We start from the raw sequence: 20666 nt of genomic DNA on the forward strand, positions 1-20666 counted from the left end.
TTATATGCCTTCTAATTTATTCAAGTCTAAGTTTCGTCCTTTCTTTGTTCCGGTATTGACCTGCATATTTTTGCTAGGTTTGTATCAAGTTTCAATTTGGGGTGGACTGCTACCACCTAGTAATGGAGTTACCCAATTTGAATCTAATGTAATTAAAGCTCAAAGGTACGTTTACCAGAACCAGCCAGATTCGATGGTGCTAGTAGGCAGTTCACTCACCGATAACATTAAGCCTGAGGATATTGGTTCTAATGTAACCAACTTAGCAATGGCCGGAGGTGCTAGCCAAACTGGTTTGGAGGTAATTAAAAAGAAGCCTGTCAAGCCATCAACTTTGCTGGTTGAACTTAATTATACTATTGATAGAAAAGTAGATGCTAAATTGGTAGATTCTTTATACGATCCATTTTTCTACTTGACTCGTCTTGCTTTTCCAATGTTTAGAGATGAATACCGACCAGTCAGCGTTCTAGTTTATTATCTAAAAAATAGGTCTAAACAGCAGGACAAAGATAAAATAAATAATCCAGAGTTGACACAAAAAGAAATAGGACGGTTAGTAGAAGAAGGCAATAAGCCTTTATCGGATAAACGAGAGAAGGCAATAAGGTCGGAAGCTGAGTACATTAAGAATCAGCTTGCAGAACTTAAGCAGCAAGGTTGGCGAGTTGTTCTATTTGATGTACCAGGCGAAGAGCGCGTACAGAATACTAAGATGTACCAGCAGTCGCGATCGCTTATGCGATCGCTTTTCCCTAAAGATTCTTTTGAGTGGTTACCGGAACCCCCATCGAAAAACTGGACAACTTCAGATGGCGTTCACTTAGTTCGTTCAGATGTTGAAGAATATGCGTTGTTTTTACGAGAGCAGCTATTGAAAAAAAATTCTTGATTACATCAACATTTTCCGGAGAACTTAGGGGAATTTAAGGCTATATCCGCTGTGAGAATTTCAACTGGCGGCAATTCCGGCTTTACCACAAATGCGATCGAATTAATTGCGTTGGGTAAATTTCTCAAGCTCCCTCCGACCTAACAGCGTTTACACACAGTTGGTTCCACCGCTGTTAGTTCTACATCACCAGGTTTATCATCCCTAATACAGATGTATATTTAGGCTGTTATTGGTAGTCATTGGCAGCATAGTGGTGAAAGCACCGCTAGAATAGTAAAACTATTACAAATAAACCTATGAAATTACTATACGCAGGAAAATAAAAGTTATATATGGGATTAGTTATACTAACAGGTGCATTGGAAAAATATTCATGTTTGGTAGTTACAAATTACTCAAAATGTCAGACAGTGCAGGTTTGAGTGGCTGATAAGCATTCTGTAGTAGAGTAGAATGTAAAGGGTGCGACGCTAGAATTGTCAATGAATATGCCTAAAGTATTGCTTAAAAGATCAGTTCTAGTGCATTTTATTTCCGGATCAGCTCTGCAAGCGCCTTTTGATATGCAAAAGACGGCATACTGTTTCCACCCCGCAAGGGTTCGTCATTGACTAGGTTTAGCAGAAGATTTTGATACTTGGGAGAATTTTTATCAGAATCTACAACAGCATGATATCTGTAAGTTTTTCTAAACTAATAACCAAGCCAGTTGCAGGTGTAACCGCCTTGGCTTTAATTGTTGCTTCTTGTCCAATGCCAGTAATGGCGCAGGCGCCTAGAGGCACTCGTCTTTCTCCTTCCCGCACCATCAACAGTGGGCCGCTAAGAACGGCTTACACATTAGGCGGAGGAGATATCATTCGCATCAATATTTTTGACGTACCCCAGTACAGCGGAGATTCTCAGATTCCAGCGGATGGGGTGCTAAACGTGCCTTTGGTGGGTAGCGTTCCCGTACAGGGGCTGACATTGACACAAGCGGCTGATAGGCTGTCGTCTGCATATGCTCGCTTCCTCAAGCGCCCCATTGTTACCGTAACTCTTGTAGCTCCTCGCCCTCTCAATGTTTTTATTGCAGGCGAGGTAAATCGTCCGGGTTCCTACGCAATACCTCTGGTACCAGGAGCAGGTAATATTCCTGGAGTTCAGTATCCCACCGTGACGCAGGCAATTACCTTAGCTAGGGGAATTACACTCACAGCTGATATTAGTCGAGTTGAGCTTCGGCGCCCCCAAAGAGGAGCGCCCGATCAAGTCATCGTTCTAGATTTCCGAGAACTAATACAAACTGGTGGCAGGGGTGATTATTTAACGTTGCGCGATGGAGACAGAATTTTTGTACCCACAACCACTATCGTAAACCTGCCCCAAACACGGGAAATAGCCAGTGCCAACTTTGGCACAGACCCATCTCGACCCGTCAATGTTGCAGTTGTAGGCGAAGTTCTCCGTCCTGGAAGCTACAATTTAATCCAAAGAGGAGGGCCGTCAGACCTTAATATTAGGCCACCAAGCTTGACCATAGCCATTCAACAGGCTGGAGGACTTAAGCCACTGGCAGATCTGCGGCGGGTTCAGATACGGCGTTTGACAAAAGCAGGGCCGGAACAACTTATTAGTATCAACCTTTGGCAATTATTGCAGGCAGGCGATATTAATCAAGATGCAATATTGCAAGAAGGAGATACGATTATCGTCCCCACTGCAACGGCACTAAATCCCGCAGAGTCCAATCAATTATCTATGGCAAATCTTTCTCCTGAAACAATTCAAATTAGTGTGGTAGGAGAAGTTGAAACCCCTGGGACGTTGAAGCTTCCAACCAATACTACTTTGAATCAAGCTCTGCTTTCAGCTGGGGGATTCAGACGTAGTAGGGCAAAAAGGGATGCTGTCGGGCTGATTCGCCTTAATCCAGACGGTAGCGTATCGAAACGCAGCATTAATATTGACTTAGCCCAAGGGATGAATGAGCAAACCAATCCGATGCTCCGCAATAATGACATTGTTGTAATAAGTCGTTCAGGAATTGCCCGTGCTGCTGATACCCTGACTACCGTGTTAGAACCGGCGGGTGCAGGTCTGGCACTCTTGAGCATCCCTGACAGGATTTTTGGTTTGCTTAACAACTTGGGAATTATCAGGTTGAGAAACGATAACAATGACTGAGGAAACCCATACTACGCTCCGTAAGAATGATAGCGGTGTAAAAAGCCGCTCAGACATTAACTATGCGGTAGACACTCTGACTACAGTATTAGAAGCGGCTGCTTTAGGTATGAGAATCTTCAGCATTCGTGGCAAAAGTCGTAGCTTGCTTAACAACTTGAGGATTATTAAGTTGAGGCAGGAAATTAGGATTTGTTCTCTAGTGCGTCAATAAAAAAGTATGGATACTGAACACGATTACCAGTCCTATTCAACTAAGCGAAATGGCAAGCCGACTAATCAGCCGATGCCTCAAATGTACGCTGCTGGAGCCGACAGCGGAGATGGCGTGACGTTGGATATGGCTTGGCTGTTTGCAGTGGCGCGACGCCGATTCTTTGTGATGGCGGGAGTAGCGATCGCGCTGGGTGCGATCAGTGGAGGCTTGATAGTCTGGAATTCAAAAAAAATTATTCCAGTATATGAAGGCTACTTTCGGGTTTTAGTTGAGCCTGTCACTGCTGAAGGTCGGTTGGCTAAACTCTCATTGCTTGCTCAAACTGGAAGTTCAACAGGCGTTACAGACGTTTCCAAGTTAAGCGTAGCCGACTCCGATTTGGTAGATTACGAAACTCAAATTCGGGTTTTAAGAAGTCCCAAACTAATGGAGCCGCTGATCGATCAGTTGAGGAGCGCGTATCCAGACATTAATAGCTATAACTCCCTGTTGACTAAGCTAGCCATTAGCCGCGTCACTTATGAAAAAGATGGGAAACAAGGCGGAACTAAGATTTTAGAAGTCCGTTACCAAGATAAAGATACGAAAAAAATCAAGTTTGTATTGGGAAGGCTTAGAGATGCGTATCTCACGTACAGTCTTCAAGAGCGCCTGACAAGCTTGAATCGAGGAATTAAGTTTATTGATGAACAACTCCCCGAGCTACAGCAGCGAGTTGACACACTACAAAGGCAACTCCAAAAACTTCGGGAGCAGTACAGTTTGAGCGATCCGGAATCTACCGGAAGATTTCTGACGGATACCGCTCAGTCCCTTGAAACACAGCGAATAGGCGTTCAAAGCGAACTGGCTCAGTCAAGAACGCAATACATAAATCTGCAAAAACAGTTGAAACAAGGAAGTTCTCTATCTGTTATATCTAAAGATTCTAAGGCCTACGAAACCATAGTAGGGCAGCTCCAAAAGATAGAAACTGACATTGCCACAGAATCCGCTCAATTTCGTGAAGATAGCCCGCCTATGCAGGCTTTAAGAGAAAAACGGGAAAATTTGCGGAATCTGCTAGCTAGACAAGCTCAAGGGATTCTGGAAAATGTGGGCGGGCAAGTCAAAGAACTAGAGGCTCGCGCTAAAATCATTGACGAAAAGCAGCAAATTAATAATCGGCAACGTAATGAATTTCCTACCGTTTTACGCCGATATAGCGATTTACAGCAGGACTTACAAATAGCAACAGATAGCCTCAAGGTCTTTTTAGCAAAACGAGTAGCTTTGAAGCTAGATGCTGCTCAAAGGGAAACTCCGTGGGAAGAAATTGCTCCACCCGCAATAGTGCTGGATGAATTTGGGCAACCCATGCCAGCTTCAGTTAAACAAACCAGTCGCCAGTTGGCTATTGCATTGATCTTGAGCATACTGGTGGGCATAGGAAGTGGTTTTCTGGCAGAGGTTCTCCACACAGTATTCCACACTCCTGAAGAAGTTAAAGGTGCTACGAAACTGCCACTGCTAGGAGTGATTCCTTACGCCAAGCAACTCAAGAAACTATCTAGGAGAACCAAGAAACTACCTGCTGTAGTAGAGAAAGGCAGTTTAACTGACAAAGGTGGTATTGTTTTGCCTGCAAAGGGCAACAAGAGAGGTAGTGATTGGGCTTCTCCGTTTTTTGAAGCTTTCCGTTCTCTTTATACGAATATCCGTTTGCTCAGTGCTGGTACGCCTATTCACTCTTTGGCAATTAGCTCCGCTGTACCTGGAGATGGGAAGTCTACAACTGCGACCTACCTAGCACAGACCGCAGCTGCAATCGGGCAGCGAGTATTATTGGTGGATGCGGATTTGCGTCGTCCGACTCAACATACTCGGTTGGGCTTACCAAATGTACAAGGGCTTACGGAGGTAATTACCACAGACTTGAGCCTTAATGATGCCATCCAGCGATCGCCCGATGACGACAACCTGTTTGTGTTGACCGCAGGCCAAACCCCGTTAGACCCTATTAAGCTGCTTTCATCTGAAAAAATGCAGTATTTAATGGAGCAATTTCAAGCCTTTTTCGACTTAGTTATCTACGACACCCCACCGCTTATCGGGATTTCTGATACCAACCTCATAGCTGCCCAGACCGATGGGATTATACTCGTTGTGGGGCTTGAGAAGACAGACCGCGACATGCTAAAGAAATCCTTAGACGGATTAAGAATCTCCGGTGCGTCCGTCTTGGGTGTGGTTGCCAATGGCATTAAAGGGTACGCTCCCAATACCTATGCTACTTATCAGCGGTACTATCGCACTAATCGACAGTTGGCTGAAAATCCACACGTCTAAAGGCGTCTGATTGTAGGAAAAAGCCAGCTTTGCTTCTGAAGGCTTTTGTCCTCAATAGTTAGCTCGTTCTTCTCTAAACGCTCAAGAACATTACAGGGTGGTGCTTCCGACGAGGATGGCTCCCTGAAAAAAGTTCTCTGAGCGTTTTTTTGTTATATATGCTGTGGAAATTTATAAGCGATCGCGCTTCCCATACTCCGCCCTAGTTACTTCTGTAATATCAAGTTGGCTTAATACTTATTTATCAATGTTCTCCTCAGATGCCCTGAATGCCCTCCCTTAACTGGCTGCTCTGTTCTCCCAAGCTCTCTGGCGATCGCACTGGGTATCTGCTTTGATATCCGCTGAACCATCCTTCGTAAAGGTACTAGCCATCTTTGAACGATCGCCGTATATCAAGTTTCCCAAATTTTAGTCTATTGATAGTACCCAAAACTCTGGCAGGGCTAAGGGATATTACTTAGAAATAGTCTTTAATAAAAAATAACTATTTTTCAAACCGTATTATTACTAATAAATAAATTCTCTTTTGACAGGTTAAATAAAACTATATTGTCAAGACAAATTGAAGCTGATAAAAGCTTTACATAATTGTCTGACGGTGTAAAGACTTAGCAAAGAGGTGCCAAAAGCTTGTGTTCGCAAATGCTTTTAAGTTAAAACAAAAGAAGTAACCCCAAATTGTCGCGAACGGTACAGGTAGCCTTGTTAACTCAAAGTGCCCACCGCAGCCTAAAAAGACTATCCATAAATAAAAATACTTCCCAACTAAACCTTTATCTTAAGGAAAATCTCATGAGCTTCCGCCGCAACTTCATCACCGCCGCCGCTGCAACTGCTATCCTCACCCTGGTTTCTGCACCAGCAAAAGCTTTCACCCTGGGTACTGATAGCATCCTCAAGTTTGATAAAGCTACCACACTTGATTTTGGTTTCGTGGAATCGCACGGTGATTACAAATCGGTATTTGGTGTGCAGGAATTAAATACAGATGGAAGCCTTGGAACCTTCTATTCTCTGTTTTCGGAAACGCAAATTGCAGATCCAGGTTCTGGAATAAATAACGATTTCTTAGGAACCTGCGGTACGGCAACCTCGGCTGTTGCAAATTGCTCTGCAAAATTTGATTTTCAGGTTGGTAAAGATTACACTTTTGCTCTCCAAAGCAAGGGGTGGGACAGCCCTGTTCCCGTCTACTTGGCAACCAGTATGAATATAGGTAGATCTTACCCTTACACACCTGCATTTAAATATGGAGAACAGGTTAAGGTTGATAGCCTGCCGATAAACACCTGGGAGCTGAGATGGGAAGACAAACCTTATGATTTTGCATCCTTACCCAGCACCGACGGCAGAAGAGAATTAATCGACTACAACGACTTCATTGTGACTGTCTCAGCCCGAGATACTGCAAGCGTTCCTGAACCAGCTAGCCTTTCTGGTCTAGGATTGATTGCTGGGGTTCTCGCTATGTTTCGCCGTCGCAAAGCTGTTTAGGTTTCGCAAAATTAACGCGAATGCAACTTACAGCGAGAAACATCTCATTTTGTTTCACAGCCCCGTAACAGCAAGGCGATCGCACGATAGGTCGTGGGGCCGATTCTAGCAAAGGAAATGGACAACAACGCTAGCTAAAAATCGCTCTAGAGAGGGTTTAGTTCTCAATATGTTCCCCATGCTGTCCCTTCTCGTGCGCTACTAATATATAATTCTGTGGCTTTTGTTAATATGCTGCCGCTTCTTAAAAGTAGGCAGTTTTTTTTATTAAAGTTTCTAGAAGCGAGATTTATGCAATAGGAAGCGGTTACACTCTCTATTGCAGGCAGATAGTGGTTTTTGGGTAAGTTGTGATAGTTAAGTCTTGCTTCCAATGGGGCTGAATTCTATGAAAGCCAAATTACGATTTTTAATTGTTGCCATATTGGTATTGGGTATATTTTTTCGATTTTTAAATATCGACAAAAAAATATACTGGTTCGATGAGACTTTTACCTCCTTCCGGATTGCTGGCTACACAGAGACAGAAGCAATCGCGCAACTTTCAGAACAAAAGGTAATTGGCATCGAAGATTTACAAAAGTATCAGCGGCTAAATCCCTCCAAAACAGTTGTCGATACAATAAAAGGTTTGGCACTAGAAGAACCTCAATTGCCGCCGCTTTATTTTGTGCTGACACGATTCTGGGTGCAGATGTGGGGTAGTACTCCTACAGTAACGAGAAGTTTTTCTGCCCTAATTAGTTTATTAGCGTTCCCTTGCCTCTACTGGCTATGCCGAGAATTATTTGAACCGCCCTTGGTCGCATGGGTAGCGATCGCTATAGTAGCAGTATCACCATTCCACATACTGTATGCTCAGGAAGCTCGGCCATATAGTTTGTGGATTGTTACCATCTTGCTATCAAGCGCGTCGCTTTTACGAGCAATGCGATTAAAAACTCGAGGTAATTGGACTCTCTACGCGATAACCACAGCACTAGGACTGTATACTCATCTATTTTCGGGATTGGTAGTAATAGCACACGCAATTTATCTAGTGGCTACCGCTGGCTTCCGTTTTACTAAAGATGTAGCGAATTTCCTTATCGCTTCTTTTGCCGCAATTTTAACTTTTTCACCTTGGGTTGTACTTTTTCTTATTAACTTACGCAGTGCTGCTAGTACAACTAGCTGGCAATCTGAACGATTAAGAGAACCAATATTATCTAAACTTGTAGCATTAGCTGCTAGCTTTAGCCGTACATATATTGATTTTGGCTTTAACTCTTCTACAAGAGTTATATATTTAATACCTCTTGCTCCTGCTATTTTAATACTTTTTAGTATACTGGCATACTCAATTTATTTCTTGTGTCGTCATACTAGGAAAGAGGTTTGGTTATTTATTTTGAGCTTGATGTGTGTTAATGCTATAACCCTAATATTACCAGATTTAATTTTAGGAGGAAATCGCTCGGCTCATAGTCGATATTTGCTACCTTGGCATTTAGGTAATCAGTTAGCTCTTTCTTACTTAATAGCTACTCAAATAACCACGCCATTTGTTAAAGTATGGCGACAAAAATTCTGGCAAATAATCGCGATCGCGCTGCTTTCGGTAGGCATTATCTCTTGCGCGATCTCTGCCTCGGCAGAGGCTTGGTGGTCTAAGGGTCTCAACGACAGCAATCGGCCAGTCGCTAACATAATCAATACAACTAGCCGCCCGCTCGTACTCAGCGAACTTTCTCGTTATCCTCTATTTAATCTAATCTCTGTAAGCCATATACTCGACTCAAAAGTAAAGTTTTTGATAGTTAAGCCAACAGTCCCCATTATTCCTGATGGGTTCAGCGATGTGTTTGTATATGTAACTTCAAAATCTCTATTACGGCGTAAACTTGCAGAATCTCCAGACTATAAAATAGAACCTGTTTACAAGGATGAAAATCAAGATGAAACTTGGCTCTGGAAACTAGAAAAAATTTAAAAACTTAAGAACCGCGACAATAAGCAATTGGCCAGTGAAAATTGCTTATTAGCTTCAACCATCACCTATCAGTCATCACCACTCCAGGCTGAGCCAATGGCAATTGCACTTAATACAGGCAATCGGGAACAATTACAGTAGAATTGGTTCTACAAAATCACCCTTGCTGCACTAAAACCGTAGAACCTTAAATCATGAATTTAAAGCTTGACTGGTATTCGCGGCGAGCATTCCAGAGTATTGCTCAAAGAGCGCCGATGCTAGCACAGCGCTGCTTATGGTGGAGTGGGCTGCTCGTCCTCTCTTGTAGCGCAAGTATATTGCCTGCGTCTGCTGCTGAACGCCTTACATTAAAAATAGGGCCGTTTGAGCAGTCGATAAGCGTAGAAGATTTAGAGAAATTTGCCAAAACAGGCGAGTTGGCAGGCGGTCTAAAACCCTACGCCTCATTGCTCACCCCACAAGTGCAGCAATTGTTGACCCGACGCCTGCAACTAGACCCAAAATTAGCAGATAAATTCGTCGATGACCTGCTGCGATCGCCTTCCGGAAATGATTTAATCGATAAAATCCGCACGGCAATCCCCAATAGTAGCATTGAACAAGTGAGAGGAGCGCTAGCTCTGGCAGTACGTGGGGGTAACGGCTTGAGCGCCATTAGTTTCTTGCGGGCTTATCCAGGGGAAAATATTACCCTAGATGCCAGTTCGGCGCTGGGTATGGCTCTCGAATTTAATCCTTCCTACTTGAAAAGCCAAGCCCTCGGCCCCTTGCTAGAGCGGGAACTAAATGTTGAGGGAGCCGCATTCAACGCACCCTTTGACGCCGCTGCGCCTGGGGAACAGAAAGTGCAAGAGCAGACGCTCACCTTGCAAGACAAACAACGCGATCGCGCCATTCCCGTAAACATTTACTGGGCAGAAAATACAAACGGCCCCCTCGTCGTCTTGTCTCACGGCTTTGCTGCCGACCGCAATTTCTTAGACTACTTAGCTCGTCACCTAGCTTCTCACGGTCTTACCGTCGCCGCCCTAGATCATCCGGGTAGTAATGCTACCTGGATTTACAGCGGCTCCATTGGCACCGACCCTAGCAGCTTGCTAGCACCATCAGAGTTTGTAGACCGACCCAAAGATGTCAGCTTTTTGCTAGACGAGCTGGCTAAAATGAATCAGCAGCCAGGGGTGCTACAGGGTAAATTAAATACCCAGCAAGTCACCGCCCTCGGTCACTCTTTAGGCGGCTACACAGTCTTAGCTTTGGCTGGGGGAGAGCTAAATATAGAGGATGTGCGACAGTTTTGCAAACAGCGCAATCCCCTTTCTAAACTTGGGGGAGACTGGTTGCAGTGTGCAGCAGCAGGCTTAAAAGACTCGCGATCGCAACTGCGGGATCGACGGGTAGTGCAAGCGATCGCTCTCAACCCTTTAATCGGTCAACTGTTTGGCAAAAATGGTCTGAGCCAAATCAGTACCTCAACATTAATCTTGAGTTCAACCGACGATGTTCTGACGCCAGCACTTACCCATCAATTGCGGCCTTTTACTCAGATCAAAGGTTCCAAGTATCTGCTCACCGCCATCGGTGCCACTCACTTAAGCATTAGTAAATTTGCTGCTGGCAGTTCTGGCGAAGCTTTAACTAAAAATACTCTCGTCAACGAGCGCGTAGGCAAAGTAGCCGAACCGCTGCAACAGTTACTCAAAGGTGTTACTCTCGCTTTCATCAAACAAACAACGCCAGAGGCTAAAACTTACCAGCCCTTTTTAACATCCGCCTACGCTCAGTCCCTTTCGACCGAAGAACTGCCTTTGCGTCTAAATGCAGAGCTACCGACGAATGTATCCAGGTGGCTTGATGTCGCCTCAGCTATTAACAATTAGTCCCCAGACCTATCTATAGTGACTTTGATTCCCGGATGGCCGCAAGGACATCCGGGACATTGTTTTACACTAACAATTAGCAGCAATTACTAAAAATATATAATTATGGACCCCATCCTTTCCATCGTTGCCCCCCTCGTTCTGGTTATTATTGGCTCTACTATAGGTTCTGTGAAAGTTATCAATGAGGGCAATCAAGCATTGGTAGAGCGGTTGGGGCGTTATAACCGAAAACTATCTCCTGGCGTTAACTTAGTTGTTCCTTTTGTCGAGAGTATTGTCGTAGAGGACACAACCCGCGAGAAGGTTTTGGCAATTGAACCGCAGCAAGCAATAACTAAAGACAACGTTTCTCTCAGAGCCGATGCGGTTATTTACTGGCAGATTCTAGATTTAGAAAAAGCATATTATGCTGTTGAGGATGTTGAACAAGGCATTCAAAACCTTGTTTTAACCACCCTTCGTTCTGCATTTGGTCAATTAGAACTAGAAGAAACTTATTCTTCTAGAAACAAGATTAATCAGACGCTCTTGCACCAGTTAGATGAGGCTACTGGTTCTTGGGGGGTTAAGGTAACGAGGGTGGAGCTGCGGGACATTACGCCCGCCAAGACGGTGATGGAGTCTCTAGAATTAGAACGGGCCGCTGAGAGTAAGAAACGAGCGGCGATTTTAGAAGCGGAAGGAACCGTGAAGTCTATACAACTGCTTTCGCAAGCTTTAGAGTCGCATCCAAATACTCGCGAAGTATTGCACTTTTTGGTGGCTCAACGCTATGTAGATGCTAGTGAAAAACTGGGTGAAAGCGCCAACTCTAAAGTGGTTTTTATGGACCCCAAAGCTTTGAATGAAGCGATTAACGGTTTGATGTCTAATGAATCTGATGCACCTAACGGTAACAACGGAAATGGCAAAATTTAACAATAAAATTATTACGCGATCGCGTGTTAGGTAAAAATAAAATTTTTGTTCTTACTGTTTCTTTTGGTTTTTGAGTTTTTACTTATTTATTCTAAATATCGCATCGGCGACGCGGCTGACCGCCTGCATTTCTTCGACATCATGTACTCTAAGAATATCTGCCCCTTTGGCGATCGCAGCCGCAGATGCCGCCGCTGTCCCCCAAACTCTAGCTTTTGGATCGGGTTGATTTAAAATGCGCCCGATAAAACTTTTACGCGATGGCCCTACTAATATAGAACAGCCCAAAGTGCGGAACTCATCTAGGCGGCGGAGAATTTCTAAGTTTTGCTCGTAAGTTTTTGCAAATCCGATTCCGGGGTCAATGATAATCTTATCTCTGGCAATACCGGATGCGATCGCTGCCTCAACCCTACGCTCCAAAAACTCATAAATCTCGCCAATTAAATCCTCATAATCAGTAAATTGTTGCATCGTCTGCGGCGTCCCCCGGATGTGCATCAATACAATTGGAACTCCCAATTCTGCTACCCCAGGCAACATATCTGGGTCGAAAGTGCCACTTGAAATATCATTAATAATATCCGCCCCAGCAGCAACAGCCGCTCTTGCCACAGCTACTCGCGTCGTATCTACTGAAATCGGAATTAGGGATTGGGAATTGATAGTCTCTAGTCCGGGGTTTTCCAGTCCCCACCCCCCAACACGTATTGCTTGCACCACTGGTATAACTCGATGCAGTTCTTCTTCTAAGGAAACTTCAGCCGCACCCGGTCGAGTTGATTGACCGCCAACGTCGATAATATCCGCACCAGATGCCATCAGATATTTCGCTTGTGCTAAAGCAGAGGATTGCGTGTTGAACTCTCCTCCATCGCTAAAGCTGTCAGGGGTTACATTTAACACCCCCATTAAATAAGTACGCTGTCCCCAATCAAAAATTTTACCCCGCAATGTTAACGGGGTTGGGTTTACACGAAGAGTTGCCATAACATTTTCACAGTTCATACTTAATTGTTCATCGTTCATTGTTCATAGTCGTCAACAATAGACAATGAGCAATGAACAATGAGCAATAACAGCTAGTTGTAATTTACAATCCTGCCAAAACTTTCAGCCTGCAAACTGGCTCCCCCCACCAAAACCCCATCGATTTCTGGCTGTGCCATAATTTCATCGATATTGTCAGGCTTGACAGAACCGCCGTACTGAATGGATACGTTAGCATTACTCAGCTGGCTGCGAATTAGACCGATTACCCTATTCGCTTCCTTGGTTTCACAGGTGTCCCCAGTGCCGATTGCCCATATGGGTTCGTAGGCGATAACCAACTTTTGCTGGTCAACATCAACAAGGTCTTTTTTTATCTGGTTGGCGATAATCGATTCAGTTTCACCAGCATCTCGTTGTTGCTTCGTTTCCCCTACACAGAGAATGGGAATCAGGCCATACTGCTGAGCAGCCTTCAGCCGCCGATTAACAGTTTCATCTGTTTCGCCAAAGAATTGACGCCGTTCGCTGTGACCAACGATAACGTAGCGCACTCCAATTTCGGTCAGCATGGGGCCAGAGATTTCACCCGTAAAAGCTCCCGACTCTTCCCAGTGGACATTTTGGGCACCCAGTTGCACGCGGCCATTATGCATGCTCTTAGACATGATCGCCAAGGCAGTATAGGGAGTGCAAAGGACAACTTCCCTATCGTCGGGGGTTTCGTCAAGATGGGGCTTAAATTCTTGCAAAAACTCCAGGCTCTCTACCTGGGTTTTGTACATTTTCCAGTTACCAGCAATTACAATTTTTCGCACAGACCTTTAGTCAACTACAAACAAGGAAATAAACTTAAGTTTAAGGCTTTGTGCAGCCCAGTGGGTGCTTATCTACAGTTCAAGCGTGTAGGGCTGGGTTTGGTTATGTTGGTGACAGATAGCAAGTCAAAAATATTCCCCCCGCAGCAGCCCTGGGAACGACGGCACTCATGCAAAAGAAAGAAAAGCGATGTGCTTCAATGCTTTTGGGTAGTGCTTATAGGCAAATTAAATGCCAACAGCTTAATATATCCGGGAAACCTGATTAAGCCCTCCTCTATACCGCCGTTAAACCATAACCAGTAGAGTCAGTAATGCCTAACTTCCCCACTTATCGGGGCAAATTACCCGACTATCTGAATCCGCTAAATTTGCGCCACTATTTACTGCTAGCCTACTGGGTCTTCTTTCGTCCTACGGCGCTCCATTCCTACCTATATCAGGCCGATCCCAAACTTTATCAGCGAGAGGGGGTGGGTAAGATAAGGGGTAGTTTGAGATCTAAAGCTTATCGCAACCTTTATTTGATGCTGGCAGGAGCGATCGCGTCCTTTTTGCTTCTAGTCGGCTTAGTCGGCGCCATATATATCACCAGTACAACCCAGCGCCATACCGCAGGCGTCAATACCATCGCCCTAGCCGGGGAGAATCGAATTATCTCTGCCTCGGCTGATGGCCAAGTAAAAGTTTGGGACTTGCAGCGGGGATCGGCATTACAGACGATGAAAGGCCATAGTGCCTCGGTTAATGCCATAGCAGTAACGCCAGATGGTAAAAAGGCAGTCTCAGCGGGAGCCGATGGCAGGCTTAAAGTCTGGGATCTCGAAAGGGGAAAATCGCTTTCTACTCTTAAAGGTCATTCTCACTGGCTTACAGCAGTAGCGTTGCTACCAGATGGAGAACGGGTAATTTCGGCTTCAGGCGATCGCACTCTCAAAATCTGGAACCTGAAGGGCGGTAAACCACTTTACACGCTCAAAGGCCATACCGATACTGTCAGCGCTATTGCAGTCTTACCAGGAAATAGAGCCATTTCCGGCGGGGCTGACGGACTGCTCAAAATTTGGGACTTGCAGGCTGGGAAGGAATTACGCACCCTCAAGGGTCATACCGGATCTGTGACAGCACTTGCGGTGACACCGGACGGACAACGGGTAGTTTCAGCTTCAGGCGATCGCACGCTTAAAGTTTGGGATTTACAACAAGGAACGGCGCTCCACACCCTCAAAGGCCATGCCAACTTTGTCAAAGATGTCGCCCTCACCCCAGACGGGAAAACAGCTATATCTGCCTCATCTGACGATACTGTTAAAGCCTGGGACATCGAGCGGGGGATTGAATTAAAAACCTTTACAGGTCATAAAGGTTGGGTGAACGCAGTAAGCACGGGCAGCAAGGGACAAAAGGCAATCTCTGCATCATCTGACGGCACAATCAAAGTGTGGGACATCGCTACAGGAACCGAATTACAGACCCTTAAAGGGAATAGCGGTTGGGTGAGGAGCGCGATCGCACTGCCAGACGGTATTCGGGCAATTTCTGCTGATGGCGGTTTATTACCCAAAGTCTGGAACCTAGATTCTGGGCAAGAAATACCCATGAAACAAGCCCAAAGCTTACTTGGGGGAAGCGCGATCGCTTTTAGAATATTCGCCGTTTTAACAGCCCTGTTTGCCCTGTTCGTTGCCACGCTTGTTTTAGCTGTAGGCGTTGCTCTCTTCGGCGTTGCAGGCAGCATCCTCTCAGCGTTAGCACTTGGAATTGCTGGCGGCTGGATCTTCAGCTTTGCAGTTCTTTGGGCCGATCAAGTCCAAGTTAGCCCCTGGTTGAGGGATACCTTCGGTGCTGTGACGTTTGACGTACAGACGATAGTTATCGTGTTTGGTATAGCCGTCGGCGCGATTGTTGGCGTAGCCTTCAGTCTTGCCAGCAGACAAGCCATCGGCGTACTGGCAAGTATTGTCTTCATCGGCATTATTGGCGTAGCCGTTGGCGTAGTAGCGTCTGGCTTCGTAAACACAGGAGAAGCCATCGGGAGAGTGCGCTTGGCTTCTGGCACGAGGCTGGGCTACAGAGTCGGCGTCCTCTTCAACATTCCAGTCGCCATAGGCGCTTTGCGTGCCCTATTCTACCCGCTTGAACTCGGCCTTGCCCTGACGAGTCGCAAAAAAGGACATCCTATAGAATGGGACGAGTTAATTGTCTTACCGCTTCCAGGTACGAGCAAGTACATTGAGCGACGCTTGCAGCGAGATGAACGCGAGGGGCTGCGCTTGGTGGCAGATGTAGCTCGCAACCCGTTTCAACGCGCTGCCGCCCAACGGGCTTTAAAGGCATATTTGCACAAATCCCCCCGACCGCTACAAGTTTTTTATAACTTATTAAGCTGTCCAGAATTTAATAGTTACGTCGTACCGCCGATAAGCAAGCAAGATAGCCAAGGATTCCCCACAATGAAGCACTTATTACTTGGGGAATTGGCGAATAAGTGTGTAGTGTGGGGCAGTTGGGAAAACTTACTAGCAGAGCGGTTAATTTGGAGTTTGACAAATTTTGGACGCGATCGCCGTAAAACTCCGCTAACTAGATTTGCCCGTCTGCTCTACCACTTGGTAGACGAAAAAACAATCGCAGCTGAGAATTTCGATCTGTTCGCGTATCGTCCAATTTATACGAGTTTAACCGACTACCCAGACGGTGTAGAAATTGCTGAATCTTTTGATGCGATGACTACGTTTTTAGTGGGTGTTGAGTTAGGAGCTATCGGTGATGATTTAGCAGCTAAAAGTAAGGAGCTAGCAGTTAAGAGTGAAGAATTAAAAGACGATAATGAGTCGGTTAACAGCGAACAGTTAAAAATTAAGAGCGAAGAATTAAAAGAGGAGAGCGAGGAGTTAAGAGTTAAGAGTGAGTTGATGAAGCACGAGGAATTAAGGGTTAAAGGTGAGGAGTTTAAAGACTCTTCTACTTATAACTCGTCTTCAATTCAGCAGGCTTTAAGGCCATCCGTTCTGACTGCAATCGATCGGCTGGAAAAAATCGCCATACTTGTTTCCACATATCAAGCAGATACCAGTCTAGTTGAGGGGCTTGCTGCACTAGCTAAAGCTAGCGGCGAACTAGACAACATAGACCAGTATGTTAGGGATAACGTAGTGGCTCCAGAACAGGATATTTTACGACGAATCATCAAACAGTGGGAGAGAGCGATCGCTAAAATTTCTGGTGAATTAGCCAGAAAACTTCCTCAGCTTTAGCGTTTTATTATCCAAATCTCTCAACTGTAAATATTACCCAACAGCAAGGCAAATTTTCCAATTGATAAATTTGCCTTGTTGGATAAAACAGGAAGTAAAACTATCAACTCAAAATTTTTGTTTCCTCATTTCTCACTCAGCACTTTTAAAAGTGCATTGTAAGCAGGTTTAGGGCGATAAGACTCATCCAAAATTAGCGGCTTGTCGGGACGGCCAGTAAAACTAACAGCCCAATTATATTTATCAGTAAAGCCCCAAATCACAAAAGCCTTACAGTTTGGAGCTGATACGCATACTTGGAAATTTTCGCCGTAAAGTCGCCCCTGTTCGGCAAATTTTTTTTCTAGGCTTCCTTTGACTTTTGAGTTTTGGATTAACACGTCCATTTCTGTAATATCTACATCTAACCCTAGTGCTGCAAGACGCTTTAAATTATCGGCAAATTCTTGCGGATCTGGGGATGCAGTTAAACCAACGTGCATTTGTAAACCCACACCATTTATAGGTACGCCACGTTCCAGCATACCTTTTACAAAATTATAGAGGGCGTCTGCTTTTTGCCCGCGCCTTTCAGCACCGTAGTCGTTATAAAATAGACGTGCTTGCGGGTCTGCTTCGTGCGCCCACCGGAAAGCCAAATCGATGTATTCAGGCCCAATAACTCGTTGCCAAATGGAATCCTTAATATAGCCATTAGCATCAATCGCCTCATTAAGAACGTCCCAGGCTATTATTGAACCGCGATAATGGCCTACTACTGTATAAATGTGATCGCGCAGGATGTCCATCAGTTCATCCCGTGTAAAATTGCCTTCACTCAGCCAACGGGGTACTGATAAATGCCACAAAAGCGTGTGACCGCGCACCTGCATATCATTCGCTTTGGCAAAAGCGACCATAGCATCTGCATCCTTAAAATCATAAGTGTCGCGTTCTGGATGCAGCAATGCAAATTTCATTTGATTCTCTGGTACTAGCAGGTTAAATTCATGTGCCAGTACCGAGTTATAAAGAGGCTCTTTTCTGAATGGCTTGACATCTACTGCCGTACCGATAGATATTCCCCGGTTTTGGGCGAGAGTCCGCAGAGATGATAAACCTAATTCTGTTGGTGTCATCTGTCTAGTGGTTGCCTCAGAAATACCACAAGCTGACACCAACATCGCAAGAATTAAAGCTACGAAAAAGCGTTTCATTAGTAATCGAATAGTTATGAGTTATGAGTTATGAGTTATTAATTCAAAACTCAAAATTCATAACTCATAACTCTCTAATGTAGGCGATCGCAGTTTTTAGCCTAGTCCTGCCGCTTGGCGAGCCGCAGCTGCCTCGTCAGGGTGGATGCCTAACCGCGTAAGATTAATTCGGCCTTTGTTGTCAATTTCGCGCACTTTGACAATCACCTCATCGCCGACAGCTACAACATCCTCTACTCGACCAACTCGATAATCGGCCAGTTGAGATATGTGGATCATCCCTTCTTTTCCAGGAAGCACTTCCACAAAAGCACCAATGGGGATAATTCTTGTCACGCGACCAGCGTAGACATCCCCCTCGTTTAGCTTCTTGGTCATCGACTGGATAATGGAGATCGCTCGCTTCGCCTTTTCGCCATCTATGGCTGAAACTGTAACAGTTCCATCGTCTTCGATGTCAATCTTGGCACCCGTTTCTTCGGTAATACTCTTGATTGTCTTGCCACCAGGGCCAATCACCAAGCCAATTAACTCAGGATCGATCTTCAGGGTCAGCAGGCGGGGCGCATAGGGCGACATCTGTGGCCTTGGCTTGTCAATGCAGGATAGCATTTTATCCAGGATGTGCAGCCGCGCCGCTTTTGCTTGAACGATCGCCTGGGAAACTACTTCCATCGACAACCCAGAGATCTTCATGTCCATCTGCAAAGCGGTGATACCACTATCTGTACCCGCCACTTTGAAGTCCATGTCTCCCAAGAAGTCTTCTATTCCCTGGATATCTGTTAAAATCCGCACTTCCTCGCCTTCTTTGATCAGCCCCATTGCTGCACCGCTGACTGGCTTGATAATCGGGACTCCAGCATCCATCAAAGCAAGTGTAGATGCGCAGACCGATCCCATAGAAGTGGAACCGTTGGAAGAAAGAACTTCCGACACTACGCGCAACACGTAAGGGAAAACTTCCTTGGGCGGCAATATAGGAACGATCGCGCGTTCAGCTAGGGCACCGTGACCGATTTCTCGCCGTCCTGGGGCACGCATCGGCTTGGTTTCGCCAACAGAATAGGGCGGGAAGTTGTAGTGATGCAGATAGCGCTTCTCATTCTCGGGATTCAGGTCGTCTGCCAAGTCTTGGGCATCTCCAGGAGTTCCGAGAGTACACGCAGATAACACCTGGGTAAGCCCCCGGTTAAATAGACCGCTACCATGCACTCGCTGGGGCAACAGGCCAACGCGACAAGAAACAGGACGCACTTCATCTAGTTTGCGACCATCTACGCGCACGCCTTCTTCCATAATTTGGCGGCGCATTAGTTTTTTGGTCAGGTCTTTGAAGAGGTTGCCTAGTGCTTTACTATCTTCCTGGGTTGAGACGCGGATGGGATCTTCTTCTGGCAATTCTGCGATCGCTACTGCGACAGATTCCTTGATTTCATCCAAAGCCGCATCGCGTTCATTTTTGTCTAGAAAGCGAGTTAAGATTTCCTTGACTCCAGTAGCAGCGCGATCGCGAATAAATTCCTCTAGTACTGAACTTACTTCGGGACGGGCTTCTGTTATTATCTCAATTCCCAATTCCGCAATCAAATCCCGCTGCGCCTGAATCAGGTCGCGCACGGCTTCATAGCCAAAATCAATCGCCTCAATGATGTCTTGCTCTGGCAACTGGTTGGCACCAGCCTCTACCATCACGACACCATCGGGCGAACCAGCTACAACCAAATCTAAGTCGCCTGCTTCGATTTCTTTGTAAGTAGGGTTGATAATAAAATCATCACCTACCAAACCCACGCGCACTGCCGCCATCGGCCCATTAAAAGGAATCCCTGCCAACAGCACCGCAATGGAAGCCCCCGTCACAGCCAGCACGTCCGGTGGCACTTCTTCATCCATCGACATCGTGGTTGCTACAACCTGAATGTCATCCCTGAGCCAATTGGGAAATAGTGGACGGAGAGGACGGTCGATCAAACGGCTGGTAAGGGTAACTTTTTCTGGCGGACGACCTTCGCGCCGCAGGAAACCCCCCGGAATTCGACCAGCCGCGTAGAGTCTTTCTTCGTAATCCACCAATAAAGGCAGAAAATCTATGCCAGCTCTTGCTTCTGCACGGGTGGCAGTTACCAAAACGGTCGTTTCTCCTGACTCAATAAGAACGGAACCCCCCGCTTGAGGAGCAAGCAGCCCCACTTTGAGTCGAATATCCCGTCCATCAAAGGATATTGACTTATCTAGCTCTACCATTCGGTACTTTGTCCTTCTCTTTTCTTTATCTGTGGCAATCCTAGCACTGATGGACTTCTGCTGCCTTTAGAGAGATGACTAAGGGGGTAATAACGCTATGCACTATGGATCATGTGGATGATAAACAACAAGGAACTAAGGAAGTTTTACTTATGAATATTCAAGTCTTACGCCCAAATTTATAGCACTGCCCAGGTTGATGTCTAATTCAATAGGGGGGAAGCTGGTATTTTTGGTTTGTATAAATAAAATTACTTGTTTTCATCGTTTAGACTC

At 45.5% G+C, this 20666-nt stretch carries 13 protein-coding genes; 9 read left to right on the forward strand and 4 right to left on the reverse strand.

Features of this window, described 5'->3' with window-relative positions; all coding sequences use genetic code 11:
- Window positions 1–4 precede the first annotated feature (4 nt).
- The 8 genes from H6F77_RS17845 (at window position 5) to H6F77_RS17880 (ending at window position 11882) form a co-directional block, all read left to right on the forward strand.
- On the forward strand, window positions 5–892 hold the full coding sequence (locus tag H6F77_RS17845) for a hypothetical protein (RefSeq protein WP_190489887.1): 888 nt from the start codon (window positions 5–7) through the stop codon (window positions 890–892).
- A gap of 672 nt (window positions 893–1564) precedes the next feature.
- The gene (locus tag H6F77_RS17850) at window positions 1565–3064 is read left to right on the forward strand and encodes an SLBB domain-containing protein (RefSeq protein WP_190489888.1); all 1500 of its coding nucleotides are present in this window, start codon (window positions 1565–1567) and stop codon (window positions 3062–3064) included.
- Complete coding sequence (locus H6F77_RS17855; protein WP_190489889.1) at window positions 3057–3278, forward strand: hypothetical protein; 222 nt, start codon at window positions 3057–3059, stop codon at window positions 3276–3278. Before H6F77_RS17850 ends, H6F77_RS17855 begins: the two co-directional genes overlap by 8 nt.
- A gap of 6 nt (window positions 3279–3284) precedes the next feature.
- Window positions 3285–5609, forward strand: coding sequence for a GumC family protein (locus H6F77_RS17860; RefSeq protein ID WP_190489890.1), 2325 nt, complete (start codon window positions 3285–3287; stop codon window positions 5607–5609).
- 795 nt (window positions 5610–6404) lie between these two features.
- Window positions 6405–7106 (forward strand): PEP-CTERM sorting domain-containing protein, encoded by a 702-nt coding sequence (locus tag H6F77_RS17865; protein WP_190489891.1) that lies wholly within the window; start codon window positions 6405–6407, stop codon window positions 7104–7106.
- A 388-nt stretch (window positions 7107–7494) separates the two neighbouring features.
- A complete protein-coding gene (locus H6F77_RS17870; protein ID WP_190489892.1) occupies window positions 7495–9078 on the forward strand; it encodes a glycosyltransferase family 39 protein in 1584 nt (527 codons plus the stop codon).
- 194 nt (window positions 9079–9272) lie between these two features.
- Entirely contained in the window at window positions 9273–10961 is a 1689-nt protein-coding gene (locus H6F77_RS17875; RefSeq protein ID WP_190489893.1) for an alpha/beta hydrolase, read from the forward strand.
- 105 nt (window positions 10962–11066) lie between these two features.
- The gene (locus tag H6F77_RS17880) at window positions 11067–11882 is read left to right on the forward strand and encodes an SPFH domain-containing protein (protein WP_190489894.1); all 816 of its coding nucleotides are present in this window, start codon (window positions 11067–11069) and stop codon (window positions 11880–11882) included.
- 78 nt (window positions 11883–11960) lie between these two features.
- On the opposite strand, the gene folP is transcribed toward H6F77_RS17880, so the two are convergent.
- Together folP and tpiA are read right to left on the reverse strand one after the other, a co-directional pair.
- Window positions 11961–12872, reverse strand: coding sequence for a dihydropteroate synthase (gene folP, locus H6F77_RS17885; protein WP_190489914.1), 912 nt, complete (start codon window positions 12870–12872; stop codon window positions 11961–11963).
- Between the two features lie 92 nt (window positions 12873–12964).
- The gene (gene tpiA, locus H6F77_RS17890) at window positions 12965–13690 is read right to left on the reverse strand and encodes a triose-phosphate isomerase (protein ID WP_190489895.1); all 726 of its coding nucleotides are present in this window, start codon (window positions 13688–13690) and stop codon (window positions 12965–12967) included.
- A gap of 314 nt (window positions 13691–14004) precedes the next feature.
- On the opposite strand from tpiA, the gene H6F77_RS17895 reads away from it, so the two are divergent.
- Complete coding sequence (locus H6F77_RS17895) at window positions 14005–16947, forward strand: beta-propeller domain-containing protein (RefSeq protein WP_190489896.1); 2943 nt, start codon at window positions 14005–14007, stop codon at window positions 16945–16947.
- Between the two features lie 125 nt (window positions 16948–17072).
- Here H6F77_RS17895 and H6F77_RS17900 read toward each other — a convergent pair whose 3' ends face one another.
- Both H6F77_RS17900 and H6F77_RS17905 read right to left on the reverse strand, forming a co-directional pair.
- A complete protein-coding gene (locus H6F77_RS17900) occupies window positions 17073–18143 on the reverse strand; it encodes an endo-1,4-beta-xylanase (RefSeq protein ID WP_190489897.1) in 1071 nt (356 codons plus the stop codon).
- Between the two features lie 96 nt (window positions 18144–18239).
- Entirely contained in the window at window positions 18240–20390 is a 2151-nt protein-coding gene (locus H6F77_RS17905; RefSeq protein WP_190489898.1) for a polyribonucleotide nucleotidyltransferase, read from the reverse strand.
- Window positions 20391–20666 lie beyond the last annotated feature (276 nt).

The organism is Microcoleus sp. FACHB-831 (genome assembly GCF_014695585.1).
Classification (GTDB): domain Bacteria; phylum Cyanobacteriota; class Cyanobacteriia; order Cyanobacteriales; family FACHB-T130; genus FACHB-831.